The following is a 16,766-nucleotide window of genomic DNA, read 5'->3' on the forward strand; positions in this document are numbered from 1 at the left end:
AAACGATTTCAGATATGAAAGATGCTGAAATCGTTTATTTACCAGTGGAAAAAGCTTCTGTTTTTGATGTGCTGCGCGTCAGGTAGCGCAGCAGTTGATCCATCAGGGCATACAGCTCTTCGTAGCGGCCCGGGGGACGGGCCTGCAATGCCTGCGCGGTCTGGATGAAGGGCGATGGCACCAGTTCGCCGTGGCAGTGGGCGAGCATGGCGGCCACGCTGTCGGGCGTGGTTTCCAGGTGGAATTGCAGGCCGATGGCCCGCTGGCCGATCTGGAAGGCCTGGTGCGGGCAGGCCGCGCTGCGGGCCAGGTGGATGGCCCCGTCCGGCAGGTCGAAGGTTTCGCCATGCCAGTGAAAGACCTCTGCCGTGGCCGGAAAGGCAAAGCCGCTGCCCTGCGGCGCACAGCCCTGGATGGGGAACCAGCCGATCTCCTTGTGCTGCGCCGGGTAGACCCGGGCGCCCAGGGCCGCCGCCATGAGCTGCGCCCCCAGGCAGATGCCCAGCACGGCCTTGCCGCTGCGGATGGCCTTGCGCAGCAGGCGCTTTTCCGGGCGCAGCCAGGGCAGCGCGGCCTCGTCGTTGGCGCTCATGGGGCCGCCCAGGACGATCAGCACGTCGAAGGCGCTGACCGGCGGCAGGACGGCCCCGGCCTCGAACAGCCGGGTTGTCGTCACTACCTCCTGCCGGGCGGTCAGCCAGGCGGCGATGCTGCCCGGCCCTTCAAACGGCACATGCTGCAAAACGTGTACGCGCATGGGATGCAGCCCCCGCATCTCAGCCAATGGCCCGCTGCGGCGCGGTGCGGGCATGGGTGGTGTAGAGCGTCAGGCCGGTGAATGCCAGCCCGCCGACGATGTTGCCCAGCACCACGGGGATTTCGTTCCAGAGGAAGTAATCCATGATGGAGAAGTTGCCGCCCAGCATCAGCCCCGAGGGAAACAGGAACATGTTCACCACCGAATGCTCGAAGCCCATGGCAAAGAACAGCATGATCGGCATCCACATGGCGATGACCTTGCCGCTGACGGTGGTGGAGATCATTGCGCCGACCACGCCGGTGGACACCATCCAGTTGCACAGCACGCCGCGCAGGAAGATGGTGGCCCAGCCCATCAGCCCGTATTCGGCATAGCCCAGGGTGCGGGCCTCGCCGATGTGGCCGATCTTCTGCCCGATCTCGCCTGGCGGCACGGAAAAGCCGTAGGTGAAGATGAAGGCCATCATCCCCGCCACGGTCAGCGCCCCCAGAAAGTTGCCGACGAACACCAGAGCCCAGTTGCGCAGAATGCCGCGCACGGTGACGCCGGGGCGCTTGTCCAGCAGCGCCAGCGGGGTGAGCATGAACACGCCGGTGAGCAGGTCGAAGCCCAGCAGGTAGAGCATGCACACCCCCACGGGAAAGAGCAGCGCCCCGATCAGCGCCGAGCCGCTCATCACGCTGGCGCTGACGGCAAACACCGCCGCCAGCGCCAGGATGGCCCCGGCCATGAAGGCGCGGATCAGGGTGTCGCGGGTGGACATGTGAATCTTGGCTTCGCCGGTATCGACCATCTTGGTGACAAATTCGGCGGGAGAGAGGTAGGCCATGGGAATGCTCCTGCAAGGGTGGGAAATCAGGGGAAAGCGAAGAAAGAGGCCATCAATGCGTGGCAGGCGCCGTCCGCTGCGTCGGGCCGGCCAGCGGGCGGGTCTGCGTCAGCGCGTGCGCGGTCAGTTCGGCGGCATCCAGGTAGACGGCGCCGTCCTGCACCTGCACACGGAAGGTCGGGGTGCTGCCCTCATCCGGGGCCTGGGCCTGGCCGTCGGCCAGGCCGATCGTCCAGTTGTGCAGCGGGCAGGCGACCTTGTCGCCAAACACCATGCCTTGCGACAGCGGGCCGCCCTTGTAGGGGCTGTAGTCCAGCAGGGCGTAGACGGCATCCGCAGCGGTGCGGAACAGCGCCACCTCCAGCCCCTGGGGCCGGGCCACGCGGCGGGCGCCCTGGCGCGGAATGTCGTCCACCTGGCAGATGTAGTGCCAATGCGTTGGGGATGTCATGGGTATGCCTTTCATAGCTGCCAGCGCCGATCTGCACTGCGCTGGCGGGTGTTTTTGCAGTGAATCAAACGGCAGGCGCCGTGGCCGGTTCGGCGGGGACGATGGGGATGAACTGCCGCGCATCGACCCGCGCCTTGTCGCCCTCGAACCAAGGGTCGGGCTCGCCCTCCAGCGCCGCTTGCAGCCGTGCCCACAGTGCCTGGCGGTTGGCGGCGTCTTCCAGCACTTTCTGTTTGACGTGTTCCAGCCCGACGCGGGCCACGTAGTGCGTGGTGCGCTCCAGGTACCAGCCTTCCTCGCGGTAGAGCTGGAGGAAGGCGCCGCTGATCTCCAGCACCTCCTCGGCGGTTTTCACCTTGGTGAAGAACTGCGCCACCTCGGTCTTGATGCCGCCGTTGCCGGCGATGTGGATTTCCCAGCCGGAATCGACGCCGATGATGCCCACGTCCTTGATGCCGCTTTCCGCGCAGTTGCGCGGGCAGCCGCTGACCGCCAGCTTGACCTTGTGCGGCGCGTACATGCGCCACAGCGCCCGCTCCAGATCGCGCCCCAACTGGCTGCTGTCCTGCGTGCCGAAGCGGCACCACTCGCTGCCCACGCACGTCTTGACGGTGCGCAGGCTCTTGCCGTAGGCGTGGCCGCACGGCATGCCGATGTCGCGCCACACGCCGGGCAGGTCTTCCTTCTTCACGCCCAGCAGGTCGATGCGCTGGCCGCCCGTCACCTTCACGCCGGGGATCTGGTATTTGTCCACCACGTCGGCAATGCGGCGCAGCTCGTCGGCATTCGTCTCGCCGCCCCACATGCGCGGCACCACGCTGTAGGTCCCGTCCTTCTGGATGTTGGCGTGGCTGCGCTCGTTGATGGCGCGGCTTTGCGGGTCGTCCAGCGCTTCCTTGGGCCACGTGCTGATCAGGTAGTAGTTGATCGCCGGGCGGCAACCGGGGCAACCGTCGGGCGTCTGCCACTCCATGAAGGCAAAGACTTCTTCCTTGCTGATGAGGCGGTGGGTGCGGATGGCATCGCGCACCGCCTGGTGGCCGTGTTCGGTGCAGGCGCACACCGGCTTGGCCGTGGTGTTGGCCGCATACGCGCCGCCGACGGTGGCCATCAAAAGCTGCTCCACCAGCCCGGTACACGAGCCGCAACTGGCGCTGGCCTTGGTGTGCTTGCGCACCTCGTCGATGGTGAACAGGCCCTTTTCCTTGATGGCCTTGCAGATGGTGCCCTTGGTCACGCCGTTGCAGCCGCAGACCTCGGCATCGTCGGGCATGGCGGCGGCCTGGTTCTGTCCGGCGTGGCCGCCTTCGCCGATGTTGCTTTGGCCCAGCAGGAGGGCGCTGCGCAGCTCGGCCACGCTGCGGCCCTCGCGCAGCAACTGGAAGTACCAACTGCCATCGACGGTGTTGCCGTACAGGCAGGCACCGACCAGCTTGTCGTCCTTCAGCACCAGCTTCTTGTACTGCCCCGCGCCGGGGTCGCTCATGACGATTTCCTCGGTGCCCGCGCCGCCCATGAAGTCGCCCGCCGAGAACAGGTCGATGCCCGTCACCTTCAGCTTGGTCGAGGTCTGCGACCCCAGGTAGCGGCCAATGCCGAACTCCGCCAGGTGGTTGGCCGCCACCCGCCCCTGCTCGAACAGCGGGGCCACCAGCCCGTAGGCAATGCCCCGGTGCGCGGCGCACTCGCCCACGGCGTAGATACGCGGGTCGGTCGTGGTCTGCATGGTGTCGCCCACGACGATGCCCCGATTGACGTGCAGGCGCATGGCTTCGGCCAGGGCGGTGTTGGGGCGGATGCCCACGGTCATCACCACCAGATCGGCCGGGATTTCGCTGCCGTCCTTGAAGCGCACCGACTGCACCCGACCATCGTCGCCGCCCAGCAGTTCCTGGGTTTGCGCGGCCATCAGAAAGTCCATCCCGCGCTCCTGCAAAGCCTTTTGCAGCATCTGCCCGGCCACGGGGTCAAGCTGGCGCTCCATCAGCCATTCATTGGCATGCACCACGCTGACCTGCATGCCGCGTTTCATCAGGCCGTTGGCCGCCTCCAGCCCCAGCAGGCCGCCGCCGATGACCACGGCGTGCCGGTAGTGCGCGGCGGCGTCGATCATGGCCTGCGTGTCGGCAATGTCGCGGTAGGCCAGCACGCCGTCCAGCTCCCTGCCCGGAATCGGCAGCATGAAGGGGTTGGAGCCGGTGGCCAGAATCAGCCGGTCGTAAGGCACGCTGACCGCCTCGCCCGTGCTGCGCACCGCATGCACGGTGCGCCGGGCGCGGTTCACCTCGGTCACGGTGCAGCCCGCGTGCAGGGTGATGCCATGCTCGGCATACCATGCCCAGTCGTTCAGGACGATCTGTTCCAGCGTCTGCTCCCCCGCCAGCACGGGCGAAAGCAGGATGCGGTTGTAGTTGGGATGCGGCTCCGCGCCGAAGATGGTGATCTCGTACAGATCGGGGGCAATCTTCAGCAGCTCTTCGAGCGTGCGCACCCCCGCCATGCCATTGCCCACCATCACCAGTTGCATTTTGTTCATAGCGCCCTCTTGCAGTGTTCATCAACGGCCCAACAGGCCACGAACACAACAAAGCAACAACCATGCCAATGCAAAAACCGGCGTGCCGCCCCCTGTCAAAGCAAGGGGCGGTACCAAGATTCACGCCATCTTTTAGTGCGAACCATGCTGCAACGCACCAAAACAGCCAGGCTTTCAACGCTTGCGCAGCAAGCAAGAAAGCCCAGGGCGCGAAGTCGCGCCCTTCAAGGCACAGCGCATCCGTCAAGGCGCGGCCCCAATAACCGGCAAGCCGCATCCCGTCTGACTCGCCGTGGCTGTCCGAGCGGAGCGCCCAAAGGGCGCGAAGCGAGTTCCACGGCGGGTATTCAAGCTGCGCAGCACGCCTTCTTTGCCTCCTTTCTTGCGCGTGCAAGAAAGGAGGTCGCCCGCCGGGGCGAGACCCGGCCAGCAGAACCAAAAAAATAGCTACTCCCGCAAATAAACAAACGATTTCAAAAACAAAACACCAATAAATCGTTCACCCACCAGCGGAAACAGCTATCAATTAAATAAAAACATCACCCAAAAAACGGTGGCCGAGGCAATTGCTCCCGCAAAATCCCCCACGGACTGCGCCCACTCAACTGCGCCACGATGGCCGCCTTCAACGGCGGCAAATGCTGCGCCCCCTGCAACACGATCTGGCGCAACAGCCGGGGCGCCGGGCGCGGATCGGTAAACAGCTTGACCACGGTGTTCGTCCCCTGGAACAGCGGCCAGGCGTGCCGGTGCTGGCTGCGGCCATAGGCGGCCAGCACGCCCTCGTGCCCCCAGTCCTGCCCGGCGTGGTAGGCATGGGCAATGGCGCTGCTCAAGCGCTCCACCCCGGACAGGCCCAGGTTGAAGCCGTGCGCCGTCACCGGGTGCATCCCCACCGCCGCATCGCCCAGCAAGGCAAAGCGCGGCCCGCTGAACTGGCGGGCATAGGTCGCCACCAGCGGGTAATGGTGGCGCTGGCCGACCAGCTCCATCTCGCCCAGGCGGTTCTGGAAATGCGCCTGCACCTGGGCGGCGAAATCGGCCTCGTCCAGCTGCATCAGGCGGGCAATGTCCGGGCTGTCGCTGGTCACCACCGCCGAACACAGCAAATCGCCCGTGGCCGGGTCGGGCTGCAACGGCAGGATGGCCAGGGTGCGGTCGTAGCCGAAGCACTCGTGCGCCACGTCGTCATGCGCAACGGTGTGGCGCATCCGGCAGACGATGACGCTGCGGCCAAAGTCGGTCATCTGCGCCCCCACGCCCAACATGCGGCGCACGGCGGAAAAGCGGCTGTCCGCCGCCACCACCAGCGGCGCGGCCAGCGGCGGCGCATCCACGCGCACGCCGTTGTCCTGCACCTGGTAATGCACCTGGGCACGATCGCCCAGGCGCTGCACCTGCGTCACGGTGGCCCCGGTAATCAGGTGGATGGCGGCGTGGCCCTGCGCCTCCTCCCACGCCGTGCGGCGCAGGGCGCAATTGGGCACGATGCGCCCGAGCGCCTCCATGTCCTGGCCCACCGTATCGATGTCCAGTGTCGGGCGGACGCCCACCGGCCCGTCATGCACCACCGCCTGGCGGATGAAGCCCTGCTCATGCGGCAGCAGGCGCTGCCAGGTGCCCAGGCGCTGCAAAGTCTGCACGCTGGGATGGGTCAGGGCGATTTCCCGGCCATCCGGGGCCGGATGGGCCAAAACCGCCTGCGGCTGCTGCTCCAGCACCGTGGCATGCAAACCGGCCTGGGCCAAAGCCAGCGCCAGCGACAAACCCGCAGGCCCGGCGCCCACGATCAAAACATCGGTATCCATAGAAGAAGGCGTAATCAAAAGTAAAAGTCGGACAGTCAACGCAGGCCATTGTCCCCGCTTCTGCCACGCACACGGGCGCAACGCCGCAAACCACCCTGCTGCCCTTGCAGCAGTTACGGACATGCAAGGGATGCTCTGCACGCATCACGCAGCCCAGTGGGCACTGCGGATCGGGATGGGCTGCAAGGCGCCAACCGCAGCCATGGCGGTGCTATGGCGAGGATGTGCAACGCCGCAGACCGCCCGAGGCCGCAGAGGCCCACGGCGCGATGATGCGTGCAGAGCATCCCAAGGTACACTCGCCGCTGGTGTGCCTTTCTCCTCCCTTGCCTTTTCCCTGCCTTTTCATTGAGCTATGGCCGTTGATTCCAAGAGCGCTGTCCGCGCCAGCTTTGACCTGAAAAGCGCCGAATTGCCGGTACTGGCAGTAGCGTTGCGCAGCACCGATGTGGCAACCGTGGTTGCCGACCTGGCCCGGCGCCTGGCCGACGACCCGGATTTCTTCGACAACGACCCGGTTCTCATCGACCTGCAGCATGTGCAGGACAGCCCCGAGGCCATCGACTTCCCCTGCCTGCTGGCCGCCCTGCGCAGCCACCGCACCCGTCCGGTGGCCGTGCGCGGCGGCTCCCCCGCACAAATGGATGCGGCCCACGAGGCCGGCCTGGTCCCCGCCCCCGACGCCACCCTGGCCCGCCCCAAGGAGCGCGAGGTGGTACGCGAAGTGGAAGTGGTGCGCGAAGTAGAGGTCATCCGCGAAGTGCCGGTGGACGTCGTGCGCCCGACCGTGGTGGTGGACAAGCCGCTGCGCTCCGGCCAGCAGGTCTACGCCAAGGGGGCCGATCTGGTCGTCCTGTCCATGGTCAGCTTTGGCGCCGAGGTGATTGCCGACGGCAACGTCCACATCTACGCCCCCCTGCGGGGCCGGGCCGTGGCCGGCGCCCGGGGCGACACGGCCGCCCGCATCTTCACCACCTGCATGCAGCCGCAATTGCTGTCGATCGCCGGCAACTACCGCGCCCTGGAAACCGATCTGCCTGCCGACGTGGCCGGAAAACCGGCCCAGGCCCGCCTGGAGGGGGACCGGCTCATCATCGAACCCCTGGCATCCCTGACCTGATTCCCCTGCTTTCAAGACCCCTAGGAACCCTGCTCTCATGGCCAAAATCATCGTAATTACCTCCGGCAAAGGCGGTGTCGGCAAAACGACCACCAGCGCCAGCATTGCCGCTGGCCTGGCACTGTCCGGTCACAAAACCGTGGTGATCGACTTCGACGTCGGGCTGCGCAACCTCGACCTCATCATGGGCTGCGAACGCCGCGTGGTCTACGACCTGATCAACGTCATCCAGGGCGAGGCCAACCTGAACCAGGCCCTCATCAAGGACAAGCAGTGCGACAACCTGTTCATCCTGGCCGCATCGCAAACGCGCGACAAGGACGCCCTGACCGACGAGGGCGTGAAAAAGGTGCTGGACGATCTGGCCGCCATGGAATTTGACTTCATCCTCTGCGACTCCCCCGCCGGGATCGAGAGCGGCGCCCTGCTGGCCATGCGCTACGCCGACGAGGCACTGGTCACGACCAACCCGGAAGTCTCCTCGGTGCGCGACTCCGACCGCATTCTGGGCATGCTCAGTTCCAAGACCGAAAAGGCCCGCAACGGCGGCAGCGTCAAGGAACACCTGCTCATCACCCGCTACAACCCGGCCCGGGTGGAGGAAGGGCAGATGCTCTCGATCCAGGACGTCGAAGACATCCTGCGCATCCCGCTGGTCGGCGTGATTCCCGAATCGGAAATCGTGCTGCAGGCCTCCAACCAGGGCATCCCGGTGATTCACATGCCGGATGCCGATGCTGCCCAGGCCTACCAGGACGTCGTCGCCCGCCTGCTTGGCGAGGAGCGCCCGATGCGGTTCACCGAAGCCGTCAAGCCGGGCTTTTTCAAACGAATTTTTGGTGGGAGGTAAACCAGCATGTCGATCCTTTCCATGCTGCTGGGCGAAAAGAAAAAGTCTGCCGCCATCGCCAAGGAGCGCCTGCAAATCATCCTGGCCCGCGAGTGCGTGGACGGCAGCAGCGCCCCGGACTACCTGCCCGCACTGCAGCGCGAGCTGATGGCGGTGGTGTCGAAATACGTCGCCATCAACCCGCAGGACATCAAGGTGAACTTCGAGCGCCAGGACAACCTGGAAGTGCTGGAAGTAAAGGTGGAGCTGCCGGAGACTCCGGCCTCCTCCCGCTAACCCTCAACCCCCGGGGACTGAGGCGCCAGGCGCCGCCCCAGTTGCCCCGCGTGGTACAGCAGCGGCTCGCCGCCCAGGCGCTGGCAGCGCAGCACCTCGCCCACCATGATGAGGTGGTCGCCCCCCGCATAGCGGTGGCGCAGGGCACATTCGAACACGGCCACCGCTCCCTGGATGATGGGCACCCCCTCGGCGTTGGGCTGCCAGTCCACCTGGGCAAAACGGTCTCCGTCCCTGGCGGCAAAACGCCGGGCCAGCGCCTCCTGCTCCAGCGCCAGCACATGCACCGCGTAGTGCTGGCAGCGCAGGAACACGGGATACAAGCTGGTGGCCTGCCCCAGGCTCCACAGCACCAGGGGCGGGGTGAGCGAGACGGCATTGAACGAGCTGACCGTCATGCCGGCTGGTGCGCCTTGCGCATTGGTGGTGGTCACGATCGTCACGCCAGTGGCGAACTGCCCCAGGGCGTCGCGCAATTGACGCTCGGTAAATACGGCGGGGGGGGCAGAAGATGTCACAGGCGCAGCGCTTTCATGGGGAAACCGTGGATTATCCATGGGAACCGCAGATCAGAAAAAAGCTTGCAAGTCGCTGACGTACATCAAAAACACTACTGACAAAATACTCTTTGCAGCACGCCGCGAAGCCTTGCGCGAGGACTCGGAAAATACCCCGCAGGTGCAGAGAGCCCTTTGCACCGCTTGCCTTAAAGGATGACCCGATGCACAAAATTTTCATTACGCTGGCGCTTGCTGCCACTGCGGCGATTGCTGCGCCAGCCATGGCTGCCGACAACTGTGCCACCACGATCGAAGCCAACGACATGATGCAGTTCAACGTCAAGCACGTGGACGTGCCCAAGGCGTGCAAGAACTTCGCCATCACCCTGAAGCATGTCGGCAAGATGCCCAAAGCTGCGATGGGCCACAACGTGGTGGTCAGCAATACAGCGGATGTGACCGCCGTGGCCACCGACGGTGCCAAGGCCGGCCCTGCGGCCGACTACGTGAAAGCCAATGACGCCCGCGTGCTGGCGCACACCAAAGTGATTGGCAGCGGCGAAAGCGCCACCGTGCAGCTGGACGTGAGCAAGCTCAAGGCCGACGGCAAGTACAGCTACTTCTGCTCCTTCCCTGGCCACTTCTCGGTCATGCAAGGCACGCTGGCATTGAAATAATCGCCATCTTTGCCACCAAAACCGGGCCACCAGCCTCCGCTGGTGGCTTTTTTTCGGCCCAGATTTGGTAACGTCGCCGCTTTACCGTTTTTCCTTCCCCCCCGCCATGCTTCACTACCGCACCCTGCCCGTCACGGCCTTTCAACAAAACTGCTCCATCGTCTGGTGCGACCAGACCCGGCAGGCCGCCGTGATCGACCCCGGCGGCGATATCGAAAACATCCGGGCGCTGGCCCAGTCCCTGGGCCTGGACATCCGCGCCATCTGGCTCACCCACGCGCATATCGACCACGCCGGCGGGGCCGCCAGTCTGAGCGAGCAGCTGGACGTGCCCATCATCGGCCCGCACCGGGGCGACCAGTTCTGGATTGATGGCCTGCCCCAGCAAAGCCTGATGTTCGGCTTTCCCCCGGCAGGCACCTTCATCCCCACGCGCTGGCTCGAAGACCGGGACACGGTGCAGATTGGCGAAGAAACCCTGCATGTGCGCCACACCCCCGGGCATACCCCGGGGCATGTGGTGTTTCATGCGCCGCAAATCCAGCGCTGCTTTGTCGGCGATGTGCTGTTTGCCGGCAGCATCGGGCGCACCGATTTCCCCCAGGGCAACCACCAGCAGCTCATCGACAGCATCACCCAGCGGCTGTGGCCCATGGGCAATGACACCGTCTTCATTCCCGGGCATGGGCCGGAAAGCAGCTTTGGCCAGGAGCGCCTGACCAATCCCTTTGTCGGCAATACCTAAGGCCGTCAGCCGTTGGCCTGCAGCTCCAGCCCGGCGTGTTCGCGCAGCGGGTGAAAATGGATTTTCGGGAAACGCTCCTGCGCCAGCCGCACGTCGTAAGGGCTGGTGCAGAGGAAGGCCAGGGTATTGGCCGCATCGTGCGCCAGGCGCAGCGGGTAGGCGGCTTCAAACTGGCGCAGTTCCTGCGGCGTGTCGGCCGTAATCCAGCGGGCACCGGTGTACTGGCAGCCTTCCAGGCGGATGTCGCAGTCGTACTCGGTTTTCAGGCGGTGCTGCACCACTTCGAACTGCAATTGGCCGACCGCCCCCAGCAGCATGTTGCCACCCGCATCGGGCTTGAACACCTGGATGGCCCCCTCCTCGCCCAGCTCCATCAGCCCCTGCTGCAATTGCTTGGAGCGCAAAGGATTTTTCAGCACCACGGTCATGAACATCTCGGGTGCAAAGAACGGCAAGCCGGTGAATTGCAGGTTCGGCCCGTCGGTAATGCTGTCGCCCAACTGCACGCCGCCGTGGATGGTGAAACCGATGATGTCGCCCGCAAAGGCCTCGTCCACCGCCTCGCGGCGCTGGCTCATGAAGGTGACGACGCTGGTCGGGCGCAGCTCCTTGCCGGTGCGCTGCACCTTCATCTTCATGCCCGGCGTGTATTTGCCGCTGGCCACGCGCACGAAGGCGATGCGGTCGCGGTGGTTGGCGTCCATGTTGGCCTGCACCTTGAAGACCACGCCGGCAAAGCCCTTGTCCTCGGGGCGGATGGTGACTTCCTGGCGCTGGCGGTTCACTTCCTGGTAAGCCAGGCGCGTGCCCGGCGACGGCGACATGTCCACCACGGCGTTCAGCACTTCCTGCACACCGAAGTTGTTCACGCCCGAGCCGAAGAACACCGGGGTGAGCTTGGCGGCCAGAAACTGCTCGTGGCTCCACTCGGCCGACGCGCCCACGGCCAGTTCCATGCTCTCCAGCGCATCGTCGAAGGCTTTGCCGAAGCGCTGGCGCAGCCTGTCGGCTTCGGCCAGGGGAATGACTTCGAAGTCTTCCGGGCGCTTTTCGCTGCCGGCCTGGAACACCGTCATGCTCTGCGTGCGCAGGTCGATGATGCCGCCGAAGGTCTTGCCCTGGCCCACCGGCCAGGTGATGGGGCAGCAGGGCATGCCCAGCTCGCGTTCCACCTCGTCGAGGATGTCCAGCGGGTCGCGCACCTCGCGGTCCATCTTGTTCACGAAGGTGATGATGGGCGTATCGCGCTGGCGGCAGACCTCGATCAGGCGGCGCGTCTGCGTTTCCACGCCGTTGGCGGCGTCGATCACCATCAGCGCCGAATCCACTGCCGTCAGCACGCGGTAGGTGTCTTCCGAGAAGTCCTTGTGGCCGGGCGTGTCCAGCAGGTTGATGACGTGGTCGCGGTAGCTCATCTGCATCACGCTGGAGGCCACCGAGATACCGCGCTGCTTCTCGATTTCCATCCAGTCCGAGGTCGCGTGGCGGCTGGCCTTGCGGCCCTTGACCGCCCCGGCGATCTGGATCGCACCGGAGAACAGCAGCAGCTTTTCCGTCAGCGTGGTTTTACCGGCGTCCGGGTGGGAAATGATGGCAAAGGTGCGGCGCCGCCGCGTTTCTGGAGCGTAAGACACAGTGCTGGAGAAAGTAAGAAACAAAAAGACAAAGACAGGCCCGGGTCTCCCCGGGCCTGCAACATTCGCTCGATTGTAAAAGCCAGATGTTTATGCCGCTTGCACCCGCCGCCGATGCACATTGGAGCCGACCGCCCCCGCCGCCAGCACGCTGACCGCCAGTGCAATCCCGGCCCCGTAGAAAACCCAATGGGGCTGCTGCCGGTCCATCATCCAGCCAAAAATCGGCGCCGCCAGGCTAAAGCCCAGGTCCAGCCCCGAATACACCGTGCCATACACCCGGCCCGTGGCCCCGGGCGGCGCAGCCTGCTTGATCAGCATGTCACGCGAGGGGCCGGCCAGCCCCTGCCCAAACCCCGCCGCCGCGCCGACGGCCAAGGCCACCGCGCCGGGCAGCCAGCCCGTTCCCGCCAGGGCCAATAACGCCCCGGACAGCAGCAGGAACACGGTAATCACCCGCTCCAGGCGCTGCACCCGCGCGGCCAGAAAACCGCCGCCCACCATGCCGACGGCGCTGCACAGCATGAAGCCGGTGACCATCCACGAGGTGACGGTCAAATCCAGCTGCGGGTAGATGCTGCTCAATGCCGGGCTGGAAAAGCTTTGCACCGCACTCAGGCCAGCCGTGGTGAAGAAGAAAAAGGCAAAACACAGCCATACGGCCGGCAGGGCCAGAAAGGCAAAAGGGTTTTGCTCCTGCGCATGGGCCGAAGCGGTGGCAGCCACGGTTTTTGCCCCCGGCTGGCACGCTTGCCGATCATCCAGCCAGCGGCGCTGATGCACCACGATGGCCAGGATCAGCAGGGCCAGCACGGCCCCGCTCAGGCAGGCGATGCGCCAGGAACCCGTCCAGCTGGTAATCCCCGCCATGAACACCGGGGCCGCTGCCCAGCCCAGGTTGCCCGAGATGCCATGCACCGAAAAGGCGTGCCCCATGTTCTTCGGGGAAACACGCTTGTTCAAAATCGTGAAATCCACCGGGTGAAAGGGCGCATTGCCTAGGCCCGCACAAAACGCCGCCGCCACCAGCATGGCGTAATTCTGCGCACTGGCGGCAATCAGTCCGGCCAGAGCAAAGCAGGCCAGGGCCGCAAACATGATGGGCCGGGCGCCCACCTTGTCCACCAGGAAACCCGAAAGCATCTGCCCCACCCCCGAGACCACAAAGAACACCGACACCACGCTGCCCAGCTCGACATAGCTATAGCCAAAATCGGCCATCAGCCAGGGAAACAGCGGCGGCAGCAGCAGGTGGAAGAAGTGGGATGACCCGTGGGCCAGGCCGACCAGGCCAATGGTGCGGGCGTCCTGCCCAAGAGAAGTGGTTGTCATCCCTGCATCTTAAGAACGCCACAGGATGCCCTGCCATCGCAGGGTTTCACGTGGAACGTCGTCGTCCGCCAGGGCGGCGCCTGGGGGCATACAGACGCTCCCCCCGCACGATCACCCCCTCGGGGGTCACGGCAGCGGCATGGCCGGCGGCTTCATCGGCTTGCACCCCGTCATGATCGACCGCCGCAATCGGGCACCGGTAGGCATAGACGCTGCGGCCATCGGCCAGCTGGGCGGTGTGGGTGGCGGCAATTTCGTCGGGCAGGGGGAAGTTCAGGCTGACCAGCCAGGCGCCATCGGGCATTTCCGCCAGCGATTTGACGGCGGCGCGGCTCATGCTCTCGGGCCGCTGGAACAGGTAGACCAGGTGGTAGCGCCCCCAGTCGGTCACCCACATATTGCCCTGGCGCACCCTGGCCCAGGGGCAGCGCAGGGCGCAGGCCCAGCGCAAGACCCAGCTGCGTTCCACGCCCTGCACCCGGGCCTGGGGCCAGGCCTGGCGCAGGGCACGCAAACCTGCGCCCAGGCCGCAACCGGCGTCCAGCACCGGGGCGCCGGGGGGCAGGTCGATCCGGTCGGCCAGCCCTTGCAAGGCGCCGGCGGGCGTCGGGAAAATCGGCGCATCGCGCCAGGCATTCAAGGGGTAGACCAGAAGCAAAGCGCCCAGCAGCAGCAACCAGCCCCAGCCGGGCAAGCTGCCCGCCGCCAGCACGGCATAGGACAGGGGAAAGCCCGCCGCAATCATGCCGCGCCGCCACCACGTCGGCCCCCACAGGCTGGCCAGCAGGCTGCCCCCCGTAGCCAGCAGCACGGCAGCGAACACGGGCAAAAACGATCGTCCCCCCAGGAACAGCAGCCACGCCAGCGCCCAAACGCACAGCGCAGGCAGGGGCCAGGGCGGCATCGGTTTAGCCACGCGAACCGCGCAGCCGCTCGATCAGGCCGTTGAGGGCATCGAGGGAGCCGAACTGAATCGCCAGCTCGCCCGTCTGCTCGCTCTTGCCGTGGCGTTGGCTGCGTTTTTTCAGGCGCACTTCCACCTGCGCCATGAGCAGGTCGGACAGCTCTTCTTCCACGCGCAGCACATCGCCGGTTTTGCCCACTGCGCTGCGGGCGGTGCCGGACGGGGCATCGCCCTCCCCGGCGGCGACTTTTTTCACCAGACTTTCGGTCTCGCGCACGGACAGCTTGCGGGCCGCCACCTGGTTGGCGGTGGTGATTTGCTCGGCCTTGTCCAGACCGAGCAGCGCCCGGGCATGGCCCATGTCGATGTCGCCGGCCATCAGCATGGTTTGCACCGGCTCGGCCAGTTGCAGCAGGCGCAGCAGGTTGCTGGCCGCCGAACGGCTGCGGCCCACGGCGGCAGCGGCCTGTTCGTGGGTGTGGCCGAACTCCTGCACCAGGCGTTGCAGGCCTTGGGCTTCTTCCAGCGGGTTGAGGTTTTCGCGCTGGATGTTTTCGATCAGGGCCATCGCAGCCGCAGCTTCGTCCGGCACGTCACGCACCAGCACGGGCACCTCGGTCAGCCCCGCCAGGGTGGCGGCGCGGAAGCGCCGCTCGCCCGCGATGATTTCGTACTGCCCCGCCTGGGCGCCCCGGGTCAGCCTGCGCACCAGGATGGGCTGCATGATGCCCTGGGCCTGGATGCTGGCGGCCAGCTCGTACAGGGCGCCCTCGTCCATGCGCGTGCGCGGCTGGTACTGGCCGGGCACCAGGGCGCTCAGGGCCAGGGTGGAGGGCGTGTCGGCGCTGGCCTGGCCCCCTTCCGCGACTTTGGGGCCGAGCAGCGCTTCCAGGCCACGGCCCAGGCCTTTAGGTTTTGTGGTTGCCATCGGGGAAATCCTTTAACAATTCTTCCAATAAAGCATGGCCTGCGGGCCAGTCGCCCAGGCCGCTGGCGCTGTTGATGTGGCCGACGGCCCCGGCATCCACCCAGGCTGCGCCCCAGTCGGCGGCCAGTTGCCGGGCGCGTTCGGCGCGGCAATACGGGTCGTTCTGGCTACCGACCAGGGTGGCGCGAAACGGCAGGCGCTGGCGGGCGATGGGCGCCCAGCCGGGCAGCTGCTGGCGCAGATCGTCCTGCTCGACATCGCCCGGCGCCACCAGCAGGGCCGCCTGCACTTTGGCCACCGTGCTGCGCGGGGCATGATCGGCCCACCAGGCCGTCAGGATGCAGCCCAGGCTGTGCGCCACCAGCACCACGGGGGCGGGGGCGGCCAGCACGGCTTCCTGCAACTGCACCGTCCAGTCGCCACGCAGGGGGCGCTGCCAATCGTGCTGGGCAACGCGAGTGTAGCCATGGCGCTGTTCCCAGCGGGTTTGCCAGTGGTCGGCACCGGAGTTTTGCCAGCCGGGGAGGATAAGAACAGCATTCTCTTTTTTCATAGCTACTACCGCTTTCTATACAACAATTTCAAGACAAAACAATTATGAAATCCTTATGAATAAAGCGGAACAAGCTACTGAATTATTAGTTACATCGCCTTGATGCGCTGCACCATTTCCTGGGCAAATTCAACGAATGCCTTGCTGCCCTTGGCCGAGGGGTCGAACACCACGCCCGGCAGCCCGTAGCTGGGCGCTTCGGCCAAGCGCACGTTGCGCGGGATGACGGCGTTGAACACCTTGTCGCCGAAGTGTTCCTTGAGCTGGTCGCTGACCTGCTGCTGCAAGGTGGTGCGCGGGTCGAACATGACGCGCAGCAGGCCGATGATCTGCAAATCGGGGTTCATGTTGGCGTGAACCTGCTTGATGGTATTGACCAGATCGGTCAACCCTTCCAGCGCAAAGTATTCGCACTGCATCGGCACGATCACCCCATGCGCGGCGCACAGGCCGTTCAGGGTGAGCATGGACAGGCTGGGCGGGCAGTCGACCAGCACAAAATCAAAATCGCCCGCCACGGCGTGCAAGGCGGCTTTCAGGCGCTCGGTGCGCCGCTCCAGCGTGACCAGTTCGATCTCGGCGCCGCTCAACTCCCGGTTGGCCCCGAGTACGGAAAAACCGCATGGCTCGGAATGCACTGCCGCCTCGGTCACGCTGGCCGATTCCAGCAGCACGTCGTAGACGCTCAAGGCCAGCGCCCGCTTGTCCACCCCGGCGCCCATGGTGGCGTTGCCCTGGGGGTCGAGGTCCACCAGCAGCACCCGCTGGCCGATTTTTGCCAGGCCAGCGGCCAGATTCACAGCGGTGGTGGTCTTGCCGACGCCGCCTTTTTGATTCGCGATACAAAAAATCTTGGCCATTGA

At 65.5% G+C, this 16,766-nt stretch carries 17 protein-coding genes; 5 read left to right on the top strand and 12 right to left on the bottom strand.

Going from position 1 to position 16,766, the window contains the following annotated elements; all coding sequences use genetic code 11:
• Positions 1-34: 34 nt before the first annotated feature.
• From ACFO3A_RS04745 to ubiM, 5 genes are all read right to left on the bottom strand, one after another.
• Complete coding sequence (locus ACFO3A_RS04745; RefSeq protein WP_377724432.1) at positions 35-811, bottom strand: type 1 glutamine amidotransferase; 777 nt, start codon at positions 809-811, stop codon at positions 35-37.
• On the bottom strand, positions 777-1,589 hold the full coding sequence (locus ACFO3A_RS04750) for a formate/nitrite transporter family protein (RefSeq protein WP_377724434.1): 813 nt from the start codon (positions 1,587-1,589) through the stop codon (positions 777-779). The genes ACFO3A_RS04745 and ACFO3A_RS04750 overlap by 35 nt, the downstream gene beginning before the upstream one ends.
• Positions 1,590-1,641: 52 nt before the next feature.
• Positions 1,642-2,040 carry a nitrite reductase small subunit NirD gene (nirD, locus tag ACFO3A_RS04755; protein WP_377724437.1) on the bottom strand — a complete coding sequence of 133 codons (399 nt, stop codon included), beginning with the start codon at positions 2,038-2,040 and terminating at the stop codon, positions 1,642-1,644.
• A 64-nt stretch (positions 2,041-2,104) separates the two neighbouring features.
• Positions 2,105-4,576 carry a nitrite reductase large subunit NirB gene (gene nirB / locus ACFO3A_RS04760; RefSeq protein ID WP_377724439.1) on the bottom strand — a complete coding sequence of 824 codons (2,472 nt, stop codon included), beginning with the start codon at positions 4,574-4,576 and terminating at the stop codon, positions 2,105-2,107.
• Between the two features lie 539 nt (positions 4,577-5,115).
• Positions 5,116-6,384 (bottom strand): 5-demethoxyubiquinol-8 5-hydroxylase UbiM, encoded by a 1,269-nt coding sequence (ubiM, locus tag ACFO3A_RS04765; protein ID WP_377724441.1) that lies wholly within the window; start codon positions 6,382-6,384, stop codon positions 5,116-5,118.
• Positions 6,385-6,739: 355 nt separating this feature from the next.
• Between ubiM and minC the strand changes: the two genes are divergently transcribed.
• Genes minC through minE form a run of 3 tightly spaced genes read left to right on the top strand, consistent with a single transcriptional unit; the run spans position 6,740 to position 8,630 of the window.
• On the top strand, positions 6,740-7,504 hold the full coding sequence (minC, locus tag ACFO3A_RS04770) for a septum site-determining protein MinC (protein ID WP_377724443.1): 765 nt from the start codon (positions 6,740-6,742) through the stop codon (positions 7,502-7,504).
• 37 nt (positions 7,505-7,541) lie between these two features.
• Complete coding sequence (gene minD / locus ACFO3A_RS04775; protein ID WP_377724445.1) at positions 7,542-8,354, top strand: septum site-determining protein MinD; 813 nt, start codon at positions 7,542-7,544, stop codon at positions 8,352-8,354.
• Between the two features lie 6 nt (positions 8,355-8,360).
• Positions 8,361-8,630, top strand: coding sequence for a cell division topological specificity factor MinE (gene minE / locus ACFO3A_RS04780; RefSeq protein ID WP_377724447.1), 270 nt, complete (start codon positions 8,361-8,363; stop codon positions 8,628-8,630).
• Here the strand turns inward: minE and ACFO3A_RS04785 are convergent.
• Positions 8,627-9,148 carry a flavin reductase family protein gene (locus ACFO3A_RS04785; RefSeq protein WP_377724449.1) on the bottom strand — a complete coding sequence of 174 codons (522 nt, stop codon included), beginning with the start codon at positions 9,146-9,148 and terminating at the stop codon, positions 8,627-8,629. The genes minE and ACFO3A_RS04785 overlap by 4 nt on opposite strands.
• 203 nt (positions 9,149-9,351) lie before the next feature.
• Between ACFO3A_RS04785 and azu the strand changes: the two genes are divergently transcribed.
• Positions 9,352-9,807: an azurin gene (gene azu / locus ACFO3A_RS04790; RefSeq protein WP_377724451.1), complete on the top strand. Its 456-nt coding sequence runs from the start codon at positions 9,352-9,354 to the stop codon at positions 9,805-9,807.
• Between the two features lie 106 nt (positions 9,808-9,913).
• Positions 9,914-10,552, top strand: a complete 639-nt coding sequence (locus ACFO3A_RS04795; protein WP_377724452.1) for an MBL fold metallo-hydrolase — start codon at positions 9,914-9,916, stop codon at positions 10,550-10,552.
• Between the two features lie 5 nt (positions 10,553-10,557).
• Here the strand turns inward: ACFO3A_RS04795 and ACFO3A_RS04800 are convergent, their stop codons facing one another.
• From ACFO3A_RS04800 to ACFO3A_RS04825, 6 genes are all read right to left on the bottom strand, one after another.
• The gene (locus tag ACFO3A_RS04800) at positions 10,558-12,186 is read right to left on the bottom strand and encodes a peptide chain release factor 3 (RefSeq protein WP_377724454.1); all 1,629 of its coding nucleotides are present in this window, start codon (positions 12,184-12,186) and stop codon (positions 10,558-10,560) included.
• 90 nt (positions 12,187-12,276) lie between these two features.
• On the bottom strand, positions 12,277-13,518 hold the full coding sequence (locus ACFO3A_RS04805; RefSeq protein ID WP_377724456.1) for an MFS transporter: 1,242 nt from the start codon (positions 13,516-13,518) through the stop codon (positions 12,277-12,279).
• Between the two features lie 46 nt (positions 13,519-13,564).
• The gene (locus ACFO3A_RS04810) at positions 13,565-14,422 is read right to left on the bottom strand and encodes a class I SAM-dependent methyltransferase (RefSeq protein ID WP_377724457.1); all 858 of its coding nucleotides are present in this window, start codon (positions 14,420-14,422) and stop codon (positions 13,565-13,567) included.
• 4 nt (positions 14,423-14,426) lie between these two features.
• Positions 14,427-15,350 (bottom strand): ParB/RepB/Spo0J family partition protein, encoded by a 924-nt coding sequence (locus ACFO3A_RS04815; RefSeq protein WP_377724459.1) that lies wholly within the window; start codon positions 15,348-15,350, stop codon positions 14,427-14,429.
• Complete coding sequence (locus ACFO3A_RS04820; RefSeq protein ID WP_377724461.1) at positions 15,331-15,903, bottom strand: RBBP9/YdeN family alpha/beta hydrolase; 573 nt, start codon at positions 15,901-15,903, stop codon at positions 15,331-15,333. Before ACFO3A_RS04820 ends, ACFO3A_RS04815 begins: the two co-directional genes overlap by 20 nt.
• A gap of 89 nt (positions 15,904-15,992) precedes the next feature.
• Positions 15,993-16,763: a ParA family protein gene (locus ACFO3A_RS04825; protein WP_377724463.1), complete on the bottom strand. Its 771-nt coding sequence runs from the start codon at positions 16,761-16,763 to the stop codon at positions 15,993-15,995.
• Positions 16,764-16,766: the final 3 nt, after the last annotated feature.

Origin of the sequence: Comamonas nitrativorans, from assembly GCF_042654765.1 — a bacterium.
In the GTDB taxonomy this organism is placed as follows: domain Bacteria; phylum Pseudomonadota; class Gammaproteobacteria; order Burkholderiales; family Burkholderiaceae_C; genus Comamonas; species Comamonas nitrativorans.

Excerpts from the sequence above, each read along its gene's own strand:
- ACFO3A_RS04745 (WP_377724432.1), bottom strand. The coding sequence starts at position 811 with ATGCCCGCACCGCGCCGCAGCGGGCCATTGGCTGAGATGCGGGGGCTG.
- ACFO3A_RS04750 (WP_377724434.1), bottom strand. The coding sequence starts at position 1,589 with ATGGCCTACCTCTCTCCCGCCGAATTTGTCACCAAGATGGTCGATACC.
- nirD (WP_377724437.1), bottom strand. The coding sequence starts at position 2,040 with ATGACATCCCCAACGCATTGGCACTACATCTGCCAGGTGGACGACATT.
- nirB (WP_377724439.1), bottom strand. The coding sequence starts at position 4,576 with ATGAACAAAATGCAACTGGTGATGGTGGGCAATGGCATGGCGGGGGTG.
- ubiM (WP_377724441.1), bottom strand. The coding sequence starts at position 6,384 with ATGGATACCGATGTTTTGATCGTGGGCGCCGGGCCTGCGGGTTTGTCG.
- minC (WP_377724443.1), top strand. The coding sequence starts at position 6,740 with ATGGCCGTTGATTCCAAGAGCGCTGTCCGCGCCAGCTTTGACCTGAAA.
- minD (WP_377724445.1), top strand. The coding sequence starts at position 7,542 with ATGGCCAAAATCATCGTAATTACCTCCGGCAAAGGCGGTGTCGGCAAA.
- minE (WP_377724447.1), top strand. The coding sequence starts at position 8,361 with ATGTCGATCCTTTCCATGCTGCTGGGCGAAAAGAAAAAGTCTGCCGCC.
- azu (WP_377724451.1), top strand. The coding sequence starts at position 9,352 with ATGCACAAAATTTTCATTACGCTGGCGCTTGCTGCCACTGCGGCGATT.
- ACFO3A_RS04795 (WP_377724452.1), top strand. The coding sequence starts at position 9,914 with ATGCTTCACTACCGCACCCTGCCCGTCACGGCCTTTCAACAAAACTGC.
- ACFO3A_RS04805 (WP_377724456.1), bottom strand. The coding sequence starts at position 13,518 with ATGACAACCACTTCTCTTGGGCAGGACGCCCGCACCATTGGCCTGGTC.
- ACFO3A_RS04810 (WP_377724457.1), bottom strand. The coding sequence starts at position 14,422 with ATGCCGCCCTGGCCCCTGCCTGCGCTGTGCGTTTGGGCGCTGGCGTGG.
- ACFO3A_RS04815 (WP_377724459.1), bottom strand. The coding sequence starts at position 15,350 with ATGGCAACCACAAAACCTAAAGGCCTGGGCCGTGGCCTGGAAGCGCTG.
- ACFO3A_RS04820 (WP_377724461.1), bottom strand. The coding sequence starts at position 15,903 with ATGAAAAAAGAGAATGCTGTTCTTATCCTCCCCGGCTGGCAAAACTCC.
- ACFO3A_RS04825 (WP_377724463.1), bottom strand. The coding sequence starts at position 16,763 with ATGGCCAAGATTTTTTGTATCGCGAATCAAAAAGGCGGCGTCGGCAAG.